Below are 19,071 nucleotides of genomic sequence, written 5' to 3'. Positions count from 1 at the left end.
TATCTCGTATCTCGTATCTCAAATATCTTTTCTTCCACGCACAAAAAAGAGCACCGAAGTGCCCTTATTAGATTTTAAGCTAGCTATTAATAACTAACGATTATTGCCATATAGCTGAAAGTGAATCCATCAGGCCGCTCGTCGCACCTTGTGACTGCAATGCTTGAAGAATGATTGGCGCAAATGTCGTAACCATTGATGGATCCATGCCTAATCCAGAAAACGCACTTTCAACGGCACCTTGTGAGCTTAGTAGCGATGATAGCCCCGTAGACTCAAGGCTCGACATGCCTGGAATAAGTGTCGCGAGTTCTTTGTTGTCGGCTGTGCCAAGTGAGTTTTGTGCAAGGGCCAACATTGAACCAATACCGCCAACTGCTTGGTCGCTGGTAACAGAAGCTTGGTCAGCTACCGTATCCACAAGTGGTGTTGTTTCGTTCTGCTGAGACCACATATTCACTGCTGCCATTAGTGCAGTTTGTGATAGTTGGGAATAGTTGGTATCTGATGATGAACTGGTTTGTTCAGAGTCGCTAGTGCTAGCGCAAGAGACAACAGCAAGGCTGCTTAAAACTGTGATGAGTACTTTCTTCATTATTCGTCCTTAAGTAATAAAGTAATTTACTCTTTCACTATAAACGAAAAACGGCGATGTAGTCACATCGCCGTTGGATTATTTCAATTTTATTTGCCAATAGTATTTTGTTTTACTAAAGGTTTTTATAAAAATTAAAGAATAGCTAGAAGTTCTACTTCAAATACTAGAGCAGCAAATGGTGGGATTGCAGCACCTGCGCCACGCTCACCGTATGCTAGATCTTGAGGGATGTATAGCTTCCACTTAGAGCCAACAGGCATCATTTGTAGAGCTTGTACCCAACCTTGAATTACGCCAGTTACAGGGAATTCAGCAGGTTGACCGCGAGATACAGAGCTGTCGAAAACAGTACCGTCAGTTAGTTCGCCGTGGTAGTGAACACGTACTTGCTTGTCTGCAGTTGGGATTTCGCCAGTACCTTCAGTTAGTACTTCGTACTGAAGACCAGACTCAAGAACCGTTACTTCTGAACGAAGAGCGTTGTCAGCTAGGAAAGCTTCGCCGTCAGCAGCAGCAGCTTTAGCTAGTTCTTGACGTGCAGCTTCACCGCGAGTGTGTAGCTCTTGTAGTGCGTTGTTGATTTCGTCAACTTCGATAGCTGGCATGTCGCCAACTAGAGCTGTTGCGATACCAGCAGCGATTGCGTCAACGTTTAGGCCTTCAAGACCAGAACCAGCAAGTTGTTGGCCCATTTGTAGACCGATACCGTAGCTAGCTTTTTGCTCTACAGTTTCAAATTTTACTTCAGACATGAAAAGTCACTCTTTTTGTCAGTACGAAAAGGGTAAGAATACCAGTATTAGCAGCGTGAAGAAACGGCTAGTCCCTGATCACTTGCGCTTTACCGTGCCCAAATCACAGCCATGTCAATTTTCTCGCTTTGGGCCTTGTTGTGACGGAAAGATCTATACTGTTGGTACTTTGGTTTTTATACTGTAGTTATTCAATGTATAGGACGCAGTGGTATGAATCGTCGTCAAAAGAAAAAACAGAAAGTTGACCACTTAGCAGAATTCAAGGATCGACTGAATAAGGTCAAAGAGAAATTGAGTTCGATCGATGTGAAGAAATTGAAAACCTCGACAGCGCAAACTTGGGGCTCATTGCCGAAGTTACACCAAAGACTGTTGATGGTGATTTCTCCGATCGTACTGATATTACTTTTTGTGCCGCTACCAGAACCTAAAGTAGACACAGCTCCAACAACATCGCGCGTTGAGCTTGAAATAAACACCGTCGGCTTAAGCGAACAGCAAAATGCCAAGAGCAGTTCATCAGAACCGAGTAACAAAAATTGGCAGGAGTACCTTGTTAAGCAAGGGGATACGTTAGCGCAGGTTTTTCGAAACAACGATTTGCCATTGTCTGACTTGAATGCGTTAGTGCGTATTGAAGGTGCAGATAAGCCACTCAGTCAGATTCGTAAAGGCCAACTGGTTCGTTTCAAACTTGCTGAAACTGGGCAGTTGGACATTCTTCAGCTAGAGAAAGGCGATACTTCGGTGATGTTCTTCCGCTTATCCGATGGTGGCTTTGGTCGCAGTAAGTAGATGAACAGTAAGCCTGAGTTAAAGCGCTTTGCTAGACACAGATAAACGATAGAAAAGAGCTAAGCATTAGCTCTTTTTTTTGGTCGCTTGAAAGGGGCGAGTGGCAAGATGATAAGCATGATTCCGAGAAAGGTTAATGTATCCGGAATCTCATCGAACCATATTGCACCTATTAGCGCGACAAACACCAATCCTGAATACTCAGCCAAGGCAATTTGGCTAGAGTGTGCTTTTTGATAGGCAGCAACTGCAAGGCCGTTGTAACTTAAGATTAGCGTCGCACTCAGGGCTATGTATCCCAAATGCTCCACAGACACTGGCTGCCAGTATAAGAAGCACAGTACTAATGAGGCTGGAATAGAGAATAAGGTTGTCCACCACAGCGTAGTGACCACCGTTTGCTCACTAGGAAGCTTTCTTACGAGTACATTAAATAGTGCTAGGGTGAGTGCTGTCCCCAAAGCAAACAGTGCCGCCCAATGAAATTGTGATGGCCTCAAGACAATCAATGCACCAATAAAACCTATGGTTGTGCCGATAACCTTGCCGAGTGCCGGTTGCTCTTTCAATAGCAACATTGAGAGCGGCAACATCAGTAAAGGCGCGACATAAAATACTGCGTTGGCGGTTGCCAAAGACAAGTGAGTGATCGCGACCACCATGCACCCACTGCCGATCAGAATTAACTGACCTCGAATGAAGGTTACCTTAGCCTGCTGTAAGCGCCGTTGTTCTTTTTTCTGCTGTAGCCACAAAGGGGTGATGATGAGCAGAGATATCAACTGTCGGAAAAAAATATACTGTAAGGGCGGTACTTCGCCATTTAACAGCTTTACCGCTACGTCGGAAAGCGAGGCAAACAAGTTACCTGCAACCAACAATAGAATACCGGCAGTGATATTCGTCATTATTTTTCTAATCTCATGTCTATATGAGGAATGTCATCTTCGAGGTACATATCCGAGATGGTGTTGAAGCCGTGGCTCGCATAGAAGTTTTCTAGGTGTTGCTGCGCGCCAATATCAATGGCCGTATTTGGCCAAAGAGCCTCGCAGCGTGTTAATGCTTCTTTGATTAATTGATGCCCCAAGCCACCACCTCTTGCCGATTGCTTGGTTGCGACTCGACCGATGCTGGTGTTGTCGTAAGAGGTACCTGGTGGTAATAAACGTGCACACGCTACCAACTCTTCATCAGCATAGCCAAGCAGGTGCTCAACACCCGCGAGTGTATCTTTACCGTCCAGCTCTGGATAAGGACAAGTCTGCTCGACCACAAATACATCGACTCTTAATTTAAGTAGTTGATAAAGCTGTTGTGTTGAGAGTTCAGAAAAAGGAATTGAGTGCCAAGTGATCATGTTTACATCCAGAGATTATCGATGCTCTGAATGTACTATGCGCGATGATTGTTGGCATTAACTATTGTTAATTCGACCTTTAATTCTGCTCAGGCTGATTGAGGTTATTCCTAGGTAGGCTGCAATTTGATTGTCGTTCAAGCGCTGCTCAAGGTCGGGATAGTGCTCGAAGAACAGCTGATAGCGTTGCTCTGGTGTATAGAGCAGCATGAAGCGTTCTTTGTTTTCCTTATGCATCAGTTGTGTTTCTAACAGCTTTAAATACAAAGGATTATTTGATGCACGCCACTCGATAACCGCATTCATTGGCAGCTCTAACATGGTGATGGGTGTCAGCGTTTCTAATAGGTAAGGAGAGGCTTGGTTCTTTATCAGACTCTCAAAGCCGATGATCCAATCTTGTTCCCAATAGAACTCTTTGCTGTATTGCTTACCATCATCAGTGAGGTAGCAGGCATGGCACAAGCCTTCAAGTACAAAGTAGATTGAACTCGCCATCTCACCTTGATTGATCAAGATGTGTCTGGTTGGCAGCTCAAGTGGCTTGGCGACAGCGAGTAGAGATTCAATCTGGCTTTCAGAGAAGTCGAAGCTTTGCAGTTGTTCGATAAAAGAGGTGTGCATGAAAATAACCTATCCCAAATAAGTGCCGAAATCATCGCACTTATTTGGAGAGAGGTACAGAGCAGGATAAATCAGAGGCGTGCGTGTTGCTCTAGGTAATCTTGAGCAAGTTCTCTGTCCATGTATTTACCTAAGGTCTTCAATGGAACCTTCTTAAGGTTCACCACAATCAAGCCATCCAAGGCATCATTAAACGATGGGTCGACATTAAAACACACCAGTTTACCGTTCATCCCTAGATATTGGCGCAGCAGTACCGGCAGGCCTTTACCTTGCTCCATGCGTGCTAACACTTTAGAGAGCAGAGGCACACTCGCCAGTGAAGAGAGAAGGTGATTTTGCCAGAACACATGACTGCTGGTATTGAGTGGTGACGAAGGTGAAACCAAATTCGCCTTTTCCTCATCATAATGGTGGATTGATAACGTGGTCGCGATCAACAGACGCGCATTGTGGCTGTAATCATTGCTGATACTGACTGGGCCGAACAGATGGGTATATTGAGGGTGACGAGACACAAAGGTCGCAATGCCTTTCCACAATAGTAACAGTGAGTTCAGGCTCTTTTGGTAAGGTTTACTTACTACCGATCGCCCAAGCTCAATGCTGTTTTCTAGAGTATCAATGAATTCTTGGTTGTAGTTAAACAGGCTACGAGAGTAGAGCTGATCAAGCCCGTGCTCAGCGATGAGTTTGTCGACCATACCGAGTCGATACGCGCCAACCAGTTCTGCCTTGGTTTTATTCCACACAAACAGTTGATGGTAGTAAAGGTCATACTCATCTAAATCACAGGCCAGCCCGCTGCCTTCTCCGACTTCTCTAAAGCTTTCTTCTCTTACTCGACCAATCTCGCGCATTAAGTTAGGAATGGATTGGCTTGGTGTGCAGTAGACCTCAAAGTTCCCTTGCTCGAGCAGTTTCATCTCTTCAGGGAGTGAGTCTATCTCTATTGATAAGACTTCTGGTGGAATAGGCGCTATCACTTGGGTATCGAAAGAGGGCGCGTGGATTGGCGTGTTCGGACTATCTTGTTGACTCATTAGATAGGTATTAAGTCGTAGGTAGTTGACGATATCCATCTCTTTTTCAAACGATTTTATCTCTGAATACGGAATCGATGAGCCAATCGAGATAGAGATAGTTGTCGCTTGTTTATTAAGAAGTTCACGCCCGAGTAGAGCGGTTCTCAACAGTGGATGAACACGACCCGCTTGATAGAAAAGCTCACTGTTCTTGCCATTGATAAAGATAGGTACCGTGGTGGCTTGGTGACGTTTGACGAATTTCGCTACCGACTTGCTCCACTCGATGTCTGTCAGTGTTTTTGCCCCTTTACGGTAGCTTGATACTTCACCTGCTGGGAATACAATCAATAGTCCACCATCAGCCAAATGACGATTGGCATCTCGAATCGCTTTGGCATTGGTGCGTTTCGATTCTTTACTGTTAAAGACATCGACACCGATGAAAAGATCATCCAGTTCAGGCAGGCGCTTAAGTAACTCATTGGCCAGCACCTTCACATCCTTTCTTACTGATCCTACGAGATCGGCAAGGATCACGCCTTCGATGGCGCCAAGCGGGTGGTTCGCCACAATCACGACAGGCCCTTCTTCCGGGATGTTTTCCGTGCTTCCCGATGCAACCGAGTAGTCGATATTGAGCGCCGACAGAGTGTAATTCATGAATTCGAAGCTAGATAACTCGTTTTTACGATCTTGGTAGAGTCGGTCTAGCTTAGATAGCCCAGTTGCCCACTCGACAACAGACTCACCTAAACCAAAAGGCGTGTAACGTGGTAAACGAAAAGGACTATCAATCATAATGAAATTACCTTACTTAATCAGTTGCGGCCAAACTTTATCGGCTTGTTGAATATGCTGTGCTTGGTCCCGTTCCCAGCGCTGCTTAATCTCTTGGTCGTAGTTGAGGTAAAGCTTGTTATCAACAATCGTCCATTGATGTGGGTCACTCGGTGCAAAGTCGCTCTTCGCTGATACTGCCCAAGCGCAATAGCCACCATATTGAGGAGCATATTTTTCAGGATTATTAACAAATAAAGTCAGATTCTTTTCAGAAGAGAAATACCAATCCGCCCCTTTGTACTCAGTGCTGAATTTTTTACTGCCTTCAATGGGCTTACCGGAAGTGAAATATGCGACGGTATCGTAGCCATCGAGCGCCTTACTGCTAAAGAAACCAGTGTAGATTTCATCGGCGGCAAATACGTACGGGCTAACAAGTAGCAGAACCATGGTGAATAGTTTTCTCATGATGGACTCCATCTATAGATTGATTGCGGGTGATAAATCAAAGGTAAAGCGCTGCTGATTTATCTGACATGGTTTAATGGGTTCGCATGGTGAGCCGGGTGCATAAAACATAGAGGCTTGACCATGCAGGTTACGTAAGTGTGTAAAGCTCACGGTATGTGCGTCTTCGCGATGCATACAGGTCGCTAAATGAGGTTGCTCATTGTGATGGTGAGAGTGGAACATCAGTAAGTTCTGTTGATTCTTACCTGCCGCCATGAGCTGATCATATTTTGCTTGTCGGTAGGCTTGCACTCGCTCTAAATCAACACCGGATGAGAAGAGTGGAGAATCAGTGTCGACTATTTTCTGTTGAATACCATCCCACATGTAGGCGATAACCAAACCATTGTTCTGAGTTAAATTCGGCGCGAAAGCCAACAAGGTAAATGGAGCAAAAGAGTGCAGGTCGAGCTGATGAAATGCTTCAGAGAGCTGACTGATGTTACGACTCGATGATAGATTCTTGAGTAGCAAACCACGGCTGACTAAAAGTCCATCAGGTACGATGCCTTGATAGTTATTGAGTAGGCATAGCGAAAGCCCGAACTCATTGATACTGATCCAACTACCACCGCCAGTTGGGTCGAGTGGCATGATGATATCGACACCGTTGACTCGATACTGTTTAGGCGGCATTGCTAGTGCTCGCGTCTTTTGTTCGTCACGGTTAAAAAAGACCTGATAACCATTGTCTTCAAGCAGCCAAGATACTGAACACATGATTATTGCTCCCTCAGATAGCTGCTGGTGGTTGGGGCATAACCAAAGGTATTGCATGTTTCGACATCAAGAAAGGTCGTGATCACTTTGATCATCGCATAGTGATGATTGGCATGCAGAGCAGCAAAGGTGACCTCTCTTTCTAACGTAGAAGGCAGGCTGGCGAATACTTGTGTATCCATTGAAACTTCGGTTTGGATCATGATAGGCGCTTCGAGATCTCTGCGGTCTAATCGTTCAAGCCAGTTGATCACATAATGGATCTCTTTTACTGCAATAGAGCGGTCGTATTCGACCGGGTGACCACGACGACGAGTGTTGTAATCAACGGTCGCATTCTCTTTTAAGATTAAGGCGTGAAAAAGATCGAGCGTGTGACGAGTATGCTCACCAATAGAGCTTGTGACATGCGGCTTTGCTCGTGTTAGGTAATCGCTGTCAGAAATCGCTAACAAAAACTCTAGACCCTGATTCAATATCTCTACCGCTCCCTTGATGCTAGGAGAGAAAGAAGTAAGGGCGCTCGGCTGGGCTATGGGGTTCATTCATGATCCTCGTGAAAAGTTAGTCGGTAGTCGGATATTGTTGAACAAGACGTCGCTCTTCTTGCCACGCCGCAAATAAGCTCTTGAAAGAAGGGGATTGGTGGCCTCGTTGTTTTTGCTGAGCGCCAATATCAAAAAGAATGCGATATTGCAGAAGTAGCGTGGAAAATATCTCTCGCAATGGGGTGTTGCGATCCCAGATATGTCCAGCCTCACTGCTTGCGCCATTGACCTCAAGAATCGTGAAATTCTCGCCATTCATTAGGCTGTGCATGTCCTTAAACTTGACGTCGAGTCGACCAAAGTGAAAGCCATCGAAGTCGTCGAATATCTCGTCTAAGCGTTCGGTTAAAGCCTGAGTGATGTATTGATTACCGTCTCGGAAGATACAGCCACGGCTATGGCTGCCTGCAAACGCGAGTTGGAACTCTTCGCCCTCTGCGAGCACTTGATCCAATTTATCTTCATGTCTCGGTAGATACAGGTGACTAAGCTGCCCAGCACGCGGGCTATTTTCAATTAACTGTTTGAGTGTCGACTTGCCATCACCCATCACCATTGGTGCGTATTTGAGTGTGATCGAGATGATCTCGCCTTGCTTTTTGTTTGGGTAACGAACATAGAAAACACCCGCTTCGGCTTGATAAGGCGCCTTTTTCTGCAGTAGAAAGCGAGCATTATTTGGGAAAGATTCAACATACTGCTCAAGTTGATCTTGTGTGTTGATCAGCTTAACTCCGACACCTCGACAGCCAAGATCCGGCTTAGCCACGATAGGGAAATCAAGATCCGTTTGTATGAGTGCGCTGCGTGCGTCTTCGGCTTGTTTTTTACTGCTGAGATCCGTTTTGGTTAGGGTGATAAACGGTGAGATCCAACGCTGACTTGAAGATCCGGCAAGGCTTAATATCTCGTGTTTTGATTCGCCGACCATGCCACTGAGTTTGATGCTCGGATTGGCGATGAGCGGCAGCGCCCAGTCAAAGTGCCGTAACCCTTGCATCAGGCTTTGAATGACCACTGGCGTGTAGAAGAACCAAGTCGGAAGAAACTCATAAGGAGAGACACTTCGCACGGTATCTTTTTCAAGCAGAGGCATACCTGCATTAATTTGATGTGCGGGAATGATGCGAATATCTTGCGGTGAACTCATGATAGCCCTCTAGAGTAGGTTTTATTCATTAATCGATTGCCGATAAACAGCAAAACGATGGCACACGGGATGATGATCCATTGATATTCAGAGGCTTGCAGCCAGGCTGATGTCCCTAAATAGTAGATGGCAGAGAAGACAATGCCAGTCCAGAGCGCAGTTGCGCTGATGACGGCAAATAAGAAAGTAGGCAGTGGGATGGCGAAAAAGCCACTCAGAGTAAAACCAACGGTGCGTAGCCCAGGAATAAAGCGGATAGCAAAAAGGCTGCTGAATGCGTTTTGGCGTAATTTGGTACGAAGCGAACGAAAGTACTTATTGGTGAGGGCTTTATATCGAACGCCTCGGAAGTAACGTCCTGATTTTCCTAGGTAGTAGAGGCCCAAGTCACCTGTGGCAATACCGATGAAAATGGCAAGCAGAGCATATTGAGGAGGAATGAGCCCTTGAGTGGCTAAACCGGCAGCGGTAACAATCGCAAGATCTTCAAGCAGGTAAGAAAGCGCGATAATGCCAAGCATCAGCCATAGCAGCGACTCCTCCCCTGAATGTAACCATGCTTGAATGCTCTCGACCGTGCTCATCAAATGTCCTTTTCTATCCTATAGATGAATGGCTTAATGACCATTCATTGAGTGTAGTAAATTAAATAGACACGAGGAGCAGAGAAAAACTTACAGACAATTAGCGCTTTTTTGTGTTGATTGGATGCAATGAGTGGTTAGAACTATGCGGTTTCGGTGCAGAATCAGAGGATGATAAAGGGTTAGAAACCTAAGATTTTTGCATGAATATTGAGAAGAAAACAAAAAGGCTGAGTCGTTAAACTCAGCCTTTAGAAGGTTAACTATGGATTACTTAAGCAATCTATTTAGTTAGGTCAATCTGGTAAACAGCGAAACCAACATCGTCAGTCGCTACACGTTTCATTGGGTATTGACCCTTCTCTTTAATGAACTGTGCCGCTTTCTCACTTGGCGACGTTTCAAAGCGGATATCTAGCTTTTTATCCGTTTTGATTGGTGCGAATGACCAGTTGTTGTCAGCTGTTGGGCTCACTTGGCCTTGCTCTTTGCTTACGCGAGAGATGTAGTTCGCCAGTACAGTACGGTTCTCATCTGGTGCATCAAATGCGATGAAGTCTTCACCTGTGCCTGGGAATTTAGCGCTGTAAGCTCGGTAGTTGTTGGTTGCGATCAGGAAGTCTTGCTTCATGTCGATTGGCTTACCTTGGTAAGTTAGGCCAACAATACGCTGAGAATCAGGGTTAACCACTTTACAGTTTGCATCGTATTTCGCAGGCTGAGTTACGTCGATTTGGTAATCCACACCGTCGATAACATCGAAGTTGTAAGTACGGAAGTTATCCCACTCAATCAGCTGTTGTGGTGCTGTTGAGTTCACATCGATTTGGTTGAATTGGCCAGCAGAACACTCAAGCCACTCTTTTACTTCGTGACCTGTTACCTTCATTGCAACTAGCGTGTTCGGGTAAAGGTATAAGTCAGCCGCGTTACGGAATGTCAGTTGGCCAGATTCAACCTCAGTGAAGTTTGCAGGGTCATTCTTACGGCCACCGGCTTTGAATGGCGCAGCAGCAGAAAGTACTGGTGTACCGTCTAGGTCTGGGTCACCTTGGATGAACTGTTCAACGTAATCTTTCTGTGCAAGGTTAACAATCTGCACTGTTGGATCGTCTTGTACTAGAGACAGGAAGCTGTACATCACGTCGTCTGCTTTACCAATTGGTTGGTTAACAAACTCACGAGTACCTGCGTGGTCTTTTTCTAGTGCTGTTACGATGCCTTCATCAGCATCTGCAAGTGATTTCTTCTCGATCTTGTCGTAGATAGGGCGTGCTTCTGATTGGCCTTTTACTACTTCCCACTTACCGTCTTTTTGTGCAAGTGTTAGGTCCATAACACCAACGTGGCTACCCCAACGACCTGGCATTACTGCTGCAACGCCGTTCATTGTGCCAGTTTCGTTGTCGATGCCTTGAATGTCATCAAAACCTTTACCTGGGAACACTGCGTGAGAGTGGCCGAATGCGATTGCATCTATGCCGTCTACTTCAGATAGGTAGAACGTTGAGTTCTCTTCGCCATTTCTGTATGGGTCCGTTGATACGCCTGAGTGAGGGATAGCAACGATAACTTCAGCGCCTTCCGCTTTCATTTGAGGCACTAACTCGTTAGCTGTCTCAATGATATCGCGAGCGATTACTTTGCCTTCAAGGTTCTTCTTATCCCACGTCATGATTTGTGGTGGAACAAAACCGATGTAACCCACTTTTACTTCGTGCTCTACACCAGCAGTATCTTCGAACGTGTGCGTCTTGATGATATAAGGCGTGAAGTAGTGTTCTTTGGTTTCTGCGTCGTAAACGTTAGCACTGATGTACGGGAAATCAGCGTCGTTGATCGATTCTTCTAGGAACTCAAGACCGTAGTTGAATTCGTGGTTACCTAGGTTTGCAGCGTCGTAGCTTAGTTGGTTCATAGCTTTGTATGCAGGGTGAACTTCGCCTACTTCGATGCCTTTGTCTGCCATGTAGTCACCCATTGGGCTACCTTGCAGCAAGTCACCGTTATCAACTAATACGCTGTTGGTTACTTCGCTTTGAGCTTCTTTTACTAGAGTTGCAGTACGTGCTAAGCCAATTTTTTTCGATGGCTTGTCTTTGTAGTAGTCGTAATCCATTAGGTTGGTATGGATATCCGTCGTTTCTACGACACGTAATTTAATCACTTCATCGGTATCTGGTGTTGTTGTGCAGCCTGCTAAAGTCAAACCAAGACCCGCAAGTACAGCCAATGACAAAGGTTTCATTGCAACTTTCATTTTGTAGCTCCAAAGTGGATAGTAGAAAATTCGTTGCGTAATGTAACAAAACCGAATGAAACAATGATTACAACGAATGTTAATTCGTGACTTAGATCGATTACTTTATGGTGTTCTGCAAGACGCCTCCCAAAGCTGCTCAATCAATGCGCAACTGATATCGATAATATTAGTCCATTCATTTCACCTGCTTATCGGTAAATTCAATCCCTTATCAGCTTTTCGAATAAAAAATGAAATTTTAGAATTTCCAGTAATATGAGAGGCTCGTCATAATGCCTATATCAAGGACGTATCAGGCAGATGAATAGCAAGGATAGCTCAAAACGAAGCTTCTGTTTTCTTCTAGTGCCAATACTCCCATTCACTCAAGTGGATGAGTTAAATCCCTTGCTTGGCAAGACCAAGTAATGAATTGCTCGTAACGCGAGCCTTAAAGGAAGCACTGAAATGGACCAAGAACGTTTAACCCACCTAAAACAGCTCGAAGCGGAAAGTATTCATATTATCCGTGAAGTAGCGGCTGAGTTTGATAACCCAGTGATGATGTACTCCATCGGAAAAGATTCTTCTGTGATGCTTCATTTAGCTCGCAAAGCGTTTTATCCAGGCAAGATTCCATTCCCGCTATTGCATGTAGATACGGATTGGAAATTCCGCGAGATGATTGAGTTTCGTGATCGTACGGCTAAAAAGTACGGCTTCGACCTTTTAGTACATAAGAACCCAGAAGGTATTGAGATGGGTTGTAGCCCATTTGTACATGGTTCTTCTAAGCACACTGACATCATGAAAACACAGGGCCTTAAGCAGGCGTTAAACAAGTATGGGTTCGATGCGGCTTTTGGTGGTGCGCGTCGTGATGAAGAAAAATCTCGTGCGAAAGAACGTGTTTATTCTTTCCGTGATAAGAACCATACGTGGGATCCAAAAAACCAGCGTCCAGAGCTTTGGCACACCTACAACGGTCAGGTTAATAAGGGCGAAAGCATTCGTGTCTTCCCGCTATCTAATTGGACTGAGCTCGATATCTGGCAATACATCTATCTAGAGAGCATCGATATTGTTCCACTTTACCTTTCAGACAAACGCCCTGTAGTTGAGCGTGATGGCATGCTGATCATGGTTGATGATGACCGTATGGAGCTGCAAGAAGGTGAAGTGATTGAAGAGAAAAGCGTTCGTTTTCGTACTTTAGGCTGTTACCCATTAACCGGAGCGGTTGAATCTGAGGCGAATACGCTAACGGGCATTATTGAAGAGATGCTGGTGGCGACGTCTAGTGAGCGTCAAGGTCGAGCGATTGACCATGATCAGTCGGGCTCTATGGAGCTGAAAAAGCGCCAAGGTTATTTCTAAGAATCTAAGGAAAGAAAAATGAATAGTGCAGTAGAAGCCGAATTGGCTGAACTAGGGATTGAAGGTTATCTAAGTCAGCATCAGCATAAATCTATGCTTAGATTTTTAACTTGTGGCTCGGTAGATGACGGTAAAAGTACGCTAATCGGTCGCTTACTCCATGATACAAAACAGATTTATGAAGATCAGCTAGCGGCGGTTCACTCGGATAGCCAACGAGTGGGAACGACAGGTGAGAAACCTGATTTGGCACTGCTTGTTGATGGTCTGCAGGCTGAGCGTGAGCAAGGGATCACGATCGATGTGGCTTACCGCTACTTCTCGACTCAAAAACGTAAGTTCATTATTGCTGACACTCCTGGGCATGAGCAGTATACGCGCAACATGGCAACAGGCGCTTCAACGTGTGATCTGGCGGTGATCTTGATTGATGCTCGTAAGGGCGTTCTGGATCAAACACGTCGTCACTCGTTTATCTCTAACCTGCTTGGTTTGAAGCATTTCATCGTTGCTGTAAACAAGATGGATCTCGTGGATTACGCGCAAGATCGTTTTGAAGAAATTCGCGATGAATACCTAGAGTTTGCAGAAAACCTAGAAGGCGAAACCAATATTCAGATCTTACCAGTATCGGCGCTTGAAGGCATCAACGTTGCTGCACCAAGTAAAGAGCTTGCATGGTTCGAAGGCCCATCTCTGCTAGAAGTGTTAGAGAACGTCGACATTGACCAAAAGCGTTCGGCAGGTGAATTCCGATTCCCAGTTCAGTACGTCAATCGTCCTAACTTAGACTTCCGCGGTTTTGCTGGCACCGTTGCCTCTGGCCGTGTCAGTGTCGGTGATGAAATCAAGGCGCTGCCGTCGGGTAAAACCTCTAAGGTTGCACGCATTGTAACTTTTGATGGTGATTTGGAGTCTGCGCAAGCGGGCTTGGCAGTAACACTGACCCTTGAAGATGAGATTGATATCAGTCGTGGTGATTTGATTGTGCTAGACAACGCGCAGATTGAATCCACTAACCACGTATTGGCTGACATCGTGTGGATGACAGAGCAACCATTGCAACCGGGCAAAGCTTACGACATCAAGATCGCAGGCAAGAAAACCGTCGGTCAGGTTGAAACAGTTCGCCACCAATATGACATCAACAACCTGTCGACCCACGCTGTCGATGAGTTACCACTGAATGGTATTGGTTTGTGTGAATGGTCATTGAACGAGACTGTCGCGCTGGATAAATACCGTGAAAGTGCCGATACCGGTGGCTTCATCGTTATCGACCGACTAACCAACGTGACGGTTGGCGCGGGTTTGATTCGAGACCGTTTGGACTCTGTTGAACAGCAAGTCGGTAACTTCTCTGCATTTGAACTTGAGTTCAACGCATTGGTTCGCAAACATTTCCCTCATTGGGATGCCAAAGATCTAAGCCAACTACTGAAGTCATAAACGACCAAGTAACAGCTTATTGAATTAGGCGGAAACCGATCGTTTCCGCCATAAAGGACGGGTATATGTGGCAACAAGGATTTGTATTAGCGATTTTGCTCGGCATCATTACTTGCCTGCTCGTTACCCGTATTAAGCCAAGCTTTATATTTGCTGGCGCGGCGTTTATTGCTTTTATGGCTGGCATGATCGACTTGTCGAGCTTGGCTAATAACTTCACTAACTCCTCGTTACTGACTTTAATTCTTCTGATCCTCGCATCAAGTGCGTTGGAGAAAACTCGCTTAATCAGCTGGGTTAGCCGCAATATCTCTGAAGGTAGGCTAGGTATCGTGGTTGCGAAGTTGGGTATTTCTACAGCGTTACTTTCTTCTTTTACTAATAACACCGCGGTGGTTGTTTCTTTGATCGGGGCGATCAAACGTAATCAACAGCACGCGCCGTCTAAGTTACTTATCCCTTTGTCATACGCTGCCATCTTAGGTGGCACCCTGACATTGATCGGCACCTCTACCAATTTGATCATCAATAGTTTTGTTGAAGATGCAGGTTTACCGAGCTTAAACTTTTTCACACCTACCTTGATCGGTTTAGCGGTTTTGGTCGGTGGGGTATTGATCCTTATTCCTCTTAGCTATTTTCTACCCAGCTACGATGATGGTTCTCAAGATGATCTGCCTTACTTTCTCGAGGCGCGAGTTGAGCCAGGTTCTCCATTAGTTGGCCGTAGCGTCAGTGAAAATAATCTTAGAGCTCTTAGAAAACTGTTCTTAGCCGAAGTGATTCGAGACGGTAAAACCACCGCGTCGATTGACCCTGATTTTATTCTTCAAGCTCGTGACCGATTGCTGTTTTGTGGTGATGTTGAGAGCGTGGCGACACTGCAAGAAATTCAAGGACTGACTCTGTTTGGTCAGCATCATTTGAATGGCCAGAGCTTTGTTGAAGTGGTGGTGAGTTCATCAGCAAGTTTTTGTAACAAAACCCTGAAAACTAGCCAGTTTAGAGACCGTTTCGATGCGGTTGTGGTTGCTATTCGTCGTGGCCATGAACGCCTAGAAGGTGGGCTAGGGAATATCACATTGACCGCTGGTGATACCTTGATTTTGGTTCCAGGTAAACGCTTTGAAGAACAGCGCCAACAACACAACAAAGAGTTTGTGTTGATGAATGACTTAGATTCGAGTGCTAAGCTTGATGCCGACAAATCGACGTTCGTGTTGCTCGGCTTTGCTAGCGTGATTGGTTTAGCCCTTATCGATGCAGTACCTATTATCAAAGGCTTAGCTGGTTTTCTACTGTTGCTGGTGGCATTTGGCGTGGTGCAACTGGGTGAGCTCCGCCGCCGTTTCCCTGTCGATATTGTGGTGATCGTGGGCTCTGCACTTTCTATTGCTCAACTGATGATTTCATCGGGTTTATCTGAGCGGATGGGGCTGATGTTTATGGAGGCGTTTAATGGCTGGGGCGTATTCGGTGCGTTAGTTGCTACCTACTTTATGACTTTGGTTTTGACAGAGCTGGTGACCAATAATGCGGCTGCAGCACTCTCATTTCCGATTGGCTACAGTATGGCAGTAGGTTATGGCGTTGACCCTATGCCGTTCATCATGGCGGTACTGTTTGGTGCCAGTGCCAGTTTTATCTCTCCATACGGCTACCAAACCAACTTACTTGTTTATAGCGTAGGTAATTACCATTTAACGGATTATCTGCGTATCGGCATTCCAATCTCGATTGTATATTCGGGCTTGGTGCTGACCCTAATTCCTTATTTTTTCCCATTTTAATGCTGTTTATTTAAAGGACTAATTATGACCGCAGTACTCAAATCCAAAGATGAGAATGTTGTGTGGCATCAACACTCGATTGATAAAACATTTCGCGCGGATCTGAAATCACAAAAGCCAGCCGTGCTCTGGTTCACGGGGTTGTCTGGTTCTGGTAAATCGACAGTCGCTGGAGCATTAGAAAATCGTTTGGCACAGCTTGGTTACCATACTTATTTATTGGATGGTGACAATGTGCGTCATGGCTTATGTAGCGACCTTGGCTTCTCTGAGCAAGATCGTCGAGAGAACATCCGTCGTATTGGTGAGCTTGCTAAATTGATGGCAGATGCAGGCTTGATCGTGTTGTCAGCCTTTATTTCTCCGCATCAAGCTGAAAGGCAACTCGTGAGAGATTTATTGCCGGAAGGTGAGTTTCTTGAGGTGTTCGTCAATACTCCATTAGAGGTTTGCGAACAGCGTGACCCTAAAGGTCTGTATAAGAAAGCACGTGCCGGAGAGATCCCGAACTTTACAGGTATTAGTTCAGTGTACGAAGCGCCTCAGAACCCTGAGATTGATCTACCTGCAGGTGAGAAGACACTCGATGAATTGGTCGAACTGTGTATTGATGCGTTGGAGAAGCGAAATATCTTAGCCAACTGAGATCGTTGGTATGACTAAGGCTACTCAGCTGTTTATCTGTTTATTCACGACCGATAAATAGTGCAGCCTTAGTTTACCGAGACAAGAAACCTATCCTCTAGATTCTCTTTATTCCTCTCTATACTTCACTTTTTACACCGTCTATTTTAGCTCCGTCGAGTGTCTAGACGGTGTAATTTACGCTGCTTTTCACTTCTGTCTGTACTGTGAATTTCTGGCTCAATAGTGCAATCAGTTGATCGTAATACTGCGTGTTTGGCTTGTTACCGAGCAAGGTACAAAGCTCATTGCCTGTAGGGCTGAATCGGTAGTAAACCAGCTTCACGCCTTTTGATAATGGTGCCAGTGACATGCTCTTACCTTGATAGGTTAGGTGCAGGGCTGGATCGAAATCAATCTCTCCGGATTCTAATTCTGTGCCCAGAATAATCCCGAGCTCTATCAAGTGGAGCAAGCTGGAGTAGGGCAGGTTGTGCCCACCAAGGTTGATGGTGTTGGTGGTGTCCCTTTTGCCAAAGTTGAATAGCCCAGCATGAGATTTAAAGCCGAGTAAGAGCTTTCTGCTGTTATCGCTACCAAAGCTACAACCCAGTGATGCTGCCCTTTGTAGGGTTAACGCTTCTTTTGGTGTCATGTCTTTTAAGATTTGCAGTGCCTTCATCGACGTCGAGCCTGGGTTGGTGACTTCTCGTTTCAGTACTTGAGCCCATAGCCTCTGCATCGATGTATTGTGGATCTCTTGTGCCATGTCGAAGAAACGGTATAACCAGTCCTGATCCGGGTCTCCAGCCGCTTCATCCTTACATGAAGAGTGCGCCAACTTTAGAATCTGTTCTAGGTTCTTTTGGCGAAGCTCTCTACGTTTTTTCTCTCGCAATAGTGCCCGTTCGATAAGCGTACTCTCAGCTTTATCCTTTGGCTTGGCACTATGACTAATTAAGGAATCGAGGCCGAAGCTTTGTGCGATGTGCAGCATTCTGCTGGCACTGTCGGCAATATGAGGCTTTTTCTCATGCTTATGCTGTGTGTCGCTAGCATGCTCAATGATCACTGGCTGTTTGGTTTTTGACATAAGAGTACCGTTAGGAGACGACTCAAAACCAATCGTAGTAAATAATTGCTCAGCCTAGCTTGTTAAAACGCTTGATAACTGCGTTAGAACTTTTGATTGTAGAATAACCACTTATCAAAAAGCTCCGCCTTGTTCTCAAGGCTTTTTCCTACGCTATTTCTGAACACTTACTTATTGTGATTGGTATAACTGTCTAAAATGTAACTCTTTATCTTATTGGTGGCTAGATTTTGCGTGCAGAGTTGAAGGTTTCAACAAAATTTTACTTTTGTTAATGATAATAAAATGTTAAATTTGTTGTAATTCTCAAGGAGGAGTTATGAATCAAGTCAATGATAACAAGCTGAAGAAACAGCTTAGTATAGGGTTATTACTCGCGATTTATGTCGCTGTTCTAGCTTACTTATCTAATTACATCGCGTAATTCAGAAGAAAATTATCGTTATTAAACTGTTATTGAATGATCACACTCGTTCAGTGACGGCAGCTCATCCTTGAGCCACCCTTCTAATGACTACATGTCGTCATACTCTTCAATCGCAGTACCTTCAATAAGATAACCGGTTTGCGCTAAGTCATGGCTGATTGACTCAGTTTTCAGCGTTCCGACCAAATAGATCACATCCCATAACTGCTGTATTGGTGCACCTTTCGGGAACTTCACGTAGATGATTTGGTTCGGTGGCGGCGGTGGCACGTGGATACATGCGCCAAAGTACGGTACCAGCAGAAACTCAGTGATCATATTCTCATCACCTTCCAATGGAATCACAAAGCCAGGAATCTTCACTGTGCTGCCATTCAGCTCTGGGCGAACAGCACCAAGTGTCGATTGTTGAGGTTTGTCCATACTATTGTGGTCAACCATCGGCATACCAAATGAATCTAGCTGAGCACGTTCTGATTCTGGAATCAAATCAATCCATTCAAGTGTTAATACCGATTCGTCATTCTGAGTGGTTTCAGCGTGAGCTGTACTGATAAATGGGAACAGAAGTAGCCCAAGTATCAGTAGGAATTTGCGTTGCATCGTAGGTTCCTATT

The 19,071-nt window shown here is 45.2% G+C and carries 19 protein-coding genes; 5 read left to right on the top strand and 14 right to left on the bottom strand.

Features of this window, described 5'->3' with window-relative positions; translation table 11 throughout:
- Positions 1-100 precede the first annotated feature (100 nt).
- Both AB4503_RS24515 and AB4503_RS24510 read right to left on the bottom strand, forming a co-directional pair.
- Positions 101-595: a DUF2780 domain-containing protein gene (locus AB4503_RS24515; protein ID WP_017058875.1), complete on the bottom strand. Its 495-nt coding sequence runs from the start codon at positions 593-595 to the stop codon at positions 101-103.
- A 134-nt stretch (positions 596-729) separates the two neighbouring features.
- Positions 730-1,350 carry an FKBP-type peptidyl-prolyl cis-trans isomerase gene (locus tag AB4503_RS24510; protein WP_008220519.1) on the bottom strand — a complete coding sequence of 207 codons (621 nt, stop codon included), beginning with the start codon at positions 1,348-1,350 and terminating at the stop codon, positions 730-732.
- A 213-nt stretch (positions 1,351-1,563) separates the two neighbouring features.
- Here AB4503_RS24510 and AB4503_RS24505 point away from each other — a divergent pair, with 213 nt between their 5' ends.
- The gene (locus AB4503_RS24505) at positions 1,564-2,148 is read left to right on the top strand and encodes a LysM-like peptidoglycan-binding domain-containing protein (protein ID WP_059022215.1); all 585 of its coding nucleotides are present in this window, start codon (positions 1,564-1,566) and stop codon (positions 2,146-2,148) included.
- Between the two features lie 59 nt (positions 2,149-2,207).
- On the opposite strand, the gene AB4503_RS24500 is transcribed toward AB4503_RS24505, so the two are convergent.
- The 10 genes from AB4503_RS24500 to AB4503_RS24455 form a co-directional block, all read right to left on the bottom strand.
- Complete coding sequence (locus AB4503_RS24500; RefSeq protein WP_372115848.1) at positions 2,208-3,056, bottom strand: DMT family transporter; 849 nt, start codon at positions 3,054-3,056, stop codon at positions 2,208-2,210.
- Positions 3,056-3,508, bottom strand: coding sequence for a GNAT family N-acetyltransferase (locus AB4503_RS24495; RefSeq protein WP_017058878.1), 453 nt, complete (start codon positions 3,506-3,508; stop codon positions 3,056-3,058). The genes AB4503_RS24500 and AB4503_RS24495 overlap by 1 nt, the downstream gene beginning before the upstream one ends.
- Before the next feature lie 57 nt (positions 3,509-3,565).
- A complete protein-coding gene (locus AB4503_RS24490; RefSeq protein ID WP_372115847.1) occupies positions 3,566-4,132 on the bottom strand; it encodes a Crp/Fnr family transcriptional regulator in 567 nt (188 codons plus the stop codon).
- A 71-nt stretch (positions 4,133-4,203) separates the two neighbouring features.
- Positions 4,204-5,958, bottom strand: coding sequence for a lysophospholipid acyltransferase family protein (locus AB4503_RS24485; RefSeq protein WP_372115846.1), 1,755 nt, complete (start codon positions 5,956-5,958; stop codon positions 4,204-4,206).
- Positions 5,959-5,970: 12 nt separating this feature from the next.
- A complete protein-coding gene (locus AB4503_RS24480; RefSeq protein WP_372115845.1) occupies positions 5,971-6,408 on the bottom strand; it encodes a YHS domain-containing (seleno)protein in 438 nt (145 codons plus the stop codon).
- 12 nt (positions 6,409-6,420) lie between these two features.
- The gene (locus tag AB4503_RS24475; RefSeq protein WP_372115844.1) at positions 6,421-7,170 is read right to left on the bottom strand and encodes an NRDE family protein; all 750 of its coding nucleotides are present in this window, start codon (positions 7,168-7,170) and stop codon (positions 6,421-6,423) included.
- Positions 7,171-7,172: 2 nt separating this feature from the next.
- Complete coding sequence (locus tag AB4503_RS24470) at positions 7,173-7,715, bottom strand: hypothetical protein (protein WP_017083769.1); 543 nt, start codon at positions 7,713-7,715, stop codon at positions 7,173-7,175.
- 19 nt (positions 7,716-7,734) lie between these two features.
- On the bottom strand, positions 7,735-8,868 hold the full coding sequence (locus AB4503_RS24465; RefSeq protein WP_372115843.1) for a D-alanine--D-alanine ligase: 1,134 nt from the start codon (positions 8,866-8,868) through the stop codon (positions 7,735-7,737).
- Positions 8,865-9,452 carry a DedA family protein gene (locus AB4503_RS24460; protein ID WP_372115842.1) on the bottom strand — a complete coding sequence of 196 codons (588 nt, stop codon included), beginning with the start codon at positions 9,450-9,452 and terminating at the stop codon, positions 8,865-8,867. The genes AB4503_RS24465 and AB4503_RS24460 overlap by 4 nt, the downstream gene beginning before the upstream one ends.
- Positions 9,453-9,735: 283 nt before the next feature.
- The gene (locus AB4503_RS24455; RefSeq protein ID WP_372115841.1) at positions 9,736-11,712 is read right to left on the bottom strand and encodes a bifunctional 2',3'-cyclic-nucleotide 2'-phosphodiesterase/3'-nucleotidase; all 1,977 of its coding nucleotides are present in this window, start codon (positions 11,710-11,712) and stop codon (positions 9,736-9,738) included.
- Positions 11,713-12,126: 414 nt separating this feature from the next.
- On the opposite strand from AB4503_RS24455, the gene cysD reads away from it, so the two are divergent.
- The 4 genes from cysD to cysC all read left to right on the top strand — a co-directional run bounded on the left by cysD (position 12,127) and on the right by cysC (position 16,955).
- Complete coding sequence (gene cysD / locus AB4503_RS24450) at positions 12,127-13,071, top strand: sulfate adenylyltransferase subunit CysD (RefSeq protein ID WP_226088532.1); 945 nt, start codon at positions 12,127-12,129, stop codon at positions 13,069-13,071.
- 18 nt (positions 13,072-13,089) lie between these two features.
- Positions 13,090-14,520: a sulfate adenylyltransferase subunit CysN gene (gene cysN, locus AB4503_RS24445; RefSeq protein WP_017067553.1), complete on the top strand. Its 1,431-nt coding sequence runs from the start codon at positions 13,090-13,092 to the stop codon at positions 14,518-14,520.
- A 65-nt stretch (positions 14,521-14,585) separates the two neighbouring features.
- Positions 14,586-16,310, top strand: coding sequence for an SLC13 family permease (locus AB4503_RS24440; RefSeq protein WP_372115840.1), 1,725 nt, complete (start codon positions 14,586-14,588; stop codon positions 16,308-16,310).
- A gap of 24 nt (positions 16,311-16,334) precedes the next feature.
- On the top strand, positions 16,335-16,955 hold the full coding sequence (gene cysC / locus AB4503_RS24435; protein ID WP_102320278.1) for an adenylyl-sulfate kinase: 621 nt from the start codon (positions 16,335-16,337) through the stop codon (positions 16,953-16,955).
- 163 nt (positions 16,956-17,118) lie between these two features.
- Here cysC and AB4503_RS24430 read toward each other — a convergent pair whose 3' ends face one another.
- Together AB4503_RS24430 and AB4503_RS24425 are read right to left on the bottom strand one after the other, a co-directional pair.
- On the bottom strand, positions 17,119-18,027 hold the full coding sequence (locus AB4503_RS24430; protein ID WP_017069397.1) for a TIGR03899 family protein: 909 nt from the start codon (positions 18,025-18,027) through the stop codon (positions 17,119-17,121).
- A gap of 514 nt (positions 18,028-18,541) precedes the next feature.
- Entirely contained in the window at positions 18,542-19,057 is a 516-nt protein-coding gene (locus AB4503_RS24425) for a DUF3299 domain-containing protein (protein ID WP_017058892.1), read from the bottom strand.
- Between the last annotated feature and the right edge of the window lie 14 nt (positions 19,058-19,071).

The organism is Vibrio sp. 10N.222.55.B11 (genome assembly GCF_041473705.1).
GTDB classification, from domain to species: domain Bacteria; phylum Pseudomonadota; class Gammaproteobacteria; order Enterobacterales; family Vibrionaceae; genus Vibrio; species Vibrio crassostreae_C.
This window is presented reverse-complemented; position numbering and strand designations above follow the sequence as displayed.

Excerpts from the sequence above, each read along its gene's own strand:
- AB4503_RS24485 (WP_372115846.1), bottom strand. The coding sequence starts at position 5,958 with ATGATTGATAGTCCTTTTCGTTTACCACGTTACACGCCTTTTGGTTTA.
- AB4503_RS24480 (WP_372115845.1), bottom strand. The coding sequence starts at position 6,408 with ATGAGAAAACTATTCACCATGGTTCTGCTACTTGTTAGCCCGTACGTA.
- AB4503_RS24505 (WP_059022215.1), top strand. The coding sequence starts at position 1,564 with ATGAATCGTCGTCAAAAGAAAAAACAGAAAGTTGACCACTTAGCAGAA.
- cysN (WP_017067553.1), top strand. The coding sequence starts at position 13,090 with ATGAATAGTGCAGTAGAAGCCGAATTGGCTGAACTAGGGATTGAAGGT.
- AB4503_RS24470 (WP_017083769.1), bottom strand. The coding sequence starts at position 7,715 with ATGAACCCCATAGCCCAGCCGAGCGCCCTTACTTCTTTCTCTCCTAGC.
- AB4503_RS24455 (WP_372115841.1), bottom strand. The coding sequence starts at position 11,712 with ATGAAAGTTGCAATGAAACCTTTGTCATTGGCTGTACTTGCGGGTCTT.
- AB4503_RS24465 (WP_372115843.1), bottom strand. The coding sequence starts at position 8,868 with ATGAGTTCACCGCAAGATATTCGCATCATTCCCGCACATCAAATTAAT.
- AB4503_RS24460 (WP_372115842.1), bottom strand. The coding sequence starts at position 9,452 with ATGAGCACGGTCGAGAGCATTCAAGCATGGTTACATTCAGGGGAGGAG.
- AB4503_RS24475 (WP_372115844.1), bottom strand. The coding sequence starts at position 7,170 with ATGTGTTCAGTATCTTGGCTGCTTGAAGACAATGGTTATCAGGTCTTT.
- AB4503_RS24440 (WP_372115840.1), top strand. The coding sequence starts at position 14,586 with ATGTGGCAACAAGGATTTGTATTAGCGATTTTGCTCGGCATCATTACT.
- cysC (WP_102320278.1), top strand. The coding sequence starts at position 16,335 with ATGACCGCAGTACTCAAATCCAAAGATGAGAATGTTGTGTGGCATCAA.
- AB4503_RS24425 (WP_017058892.1), bottom strand. The coding sequence starts at position 19,057 with ATGCAACGCAAATTCCTACTGATACTTGGGCTACTTCTGTTCCCATTT.
- AB4503_RS24515 (WP_017058875.1), bottom strand. The coding sequence starts at position 595 with ATGAAGAAAGTACTCATCACAGTTTTAAGCAGCCTTGCTGTTGTCTCT.
- AB4503_RS24495 (WP_017058878.1), bottom strand. The coding sequence starts at position 3,508 with ATGATCACTTGGCACTCAATTCCTTTTTCTGAACTCTCAACACAACAG.
- AB4503_RS24430 (WP_017069397.1), bottom strand. The coding sequence starts at position 18,027 with ATGTCAAAAACCAAACAGCCAGTGATCATTGAGCATGCTAGCGACACA.
- AB4503_RS24500 (WP_372115848.1), bottom strand. The coding sequence starts at position 3,056 with ATGACGAATATCACTGCCGGTATTCTATTGTTGGTTGCAGGTAACTTG.
- AB4503_RS24490 (WP_372115847.1), bottom strand. The coding sequence starts at position 4,132 with ATGCACACCTCTTTTATCGAACAACTGCAAAGCTTCGACTTCTCTGAA.
- AB4503_RS24510 (WP_008220519.1), bottom strand. The coding sequence starts at position 1,350 with ATGTCTGAAGTAAAATTTGAAACTGTAGAGCAAAAAGCTAGCTACGGT.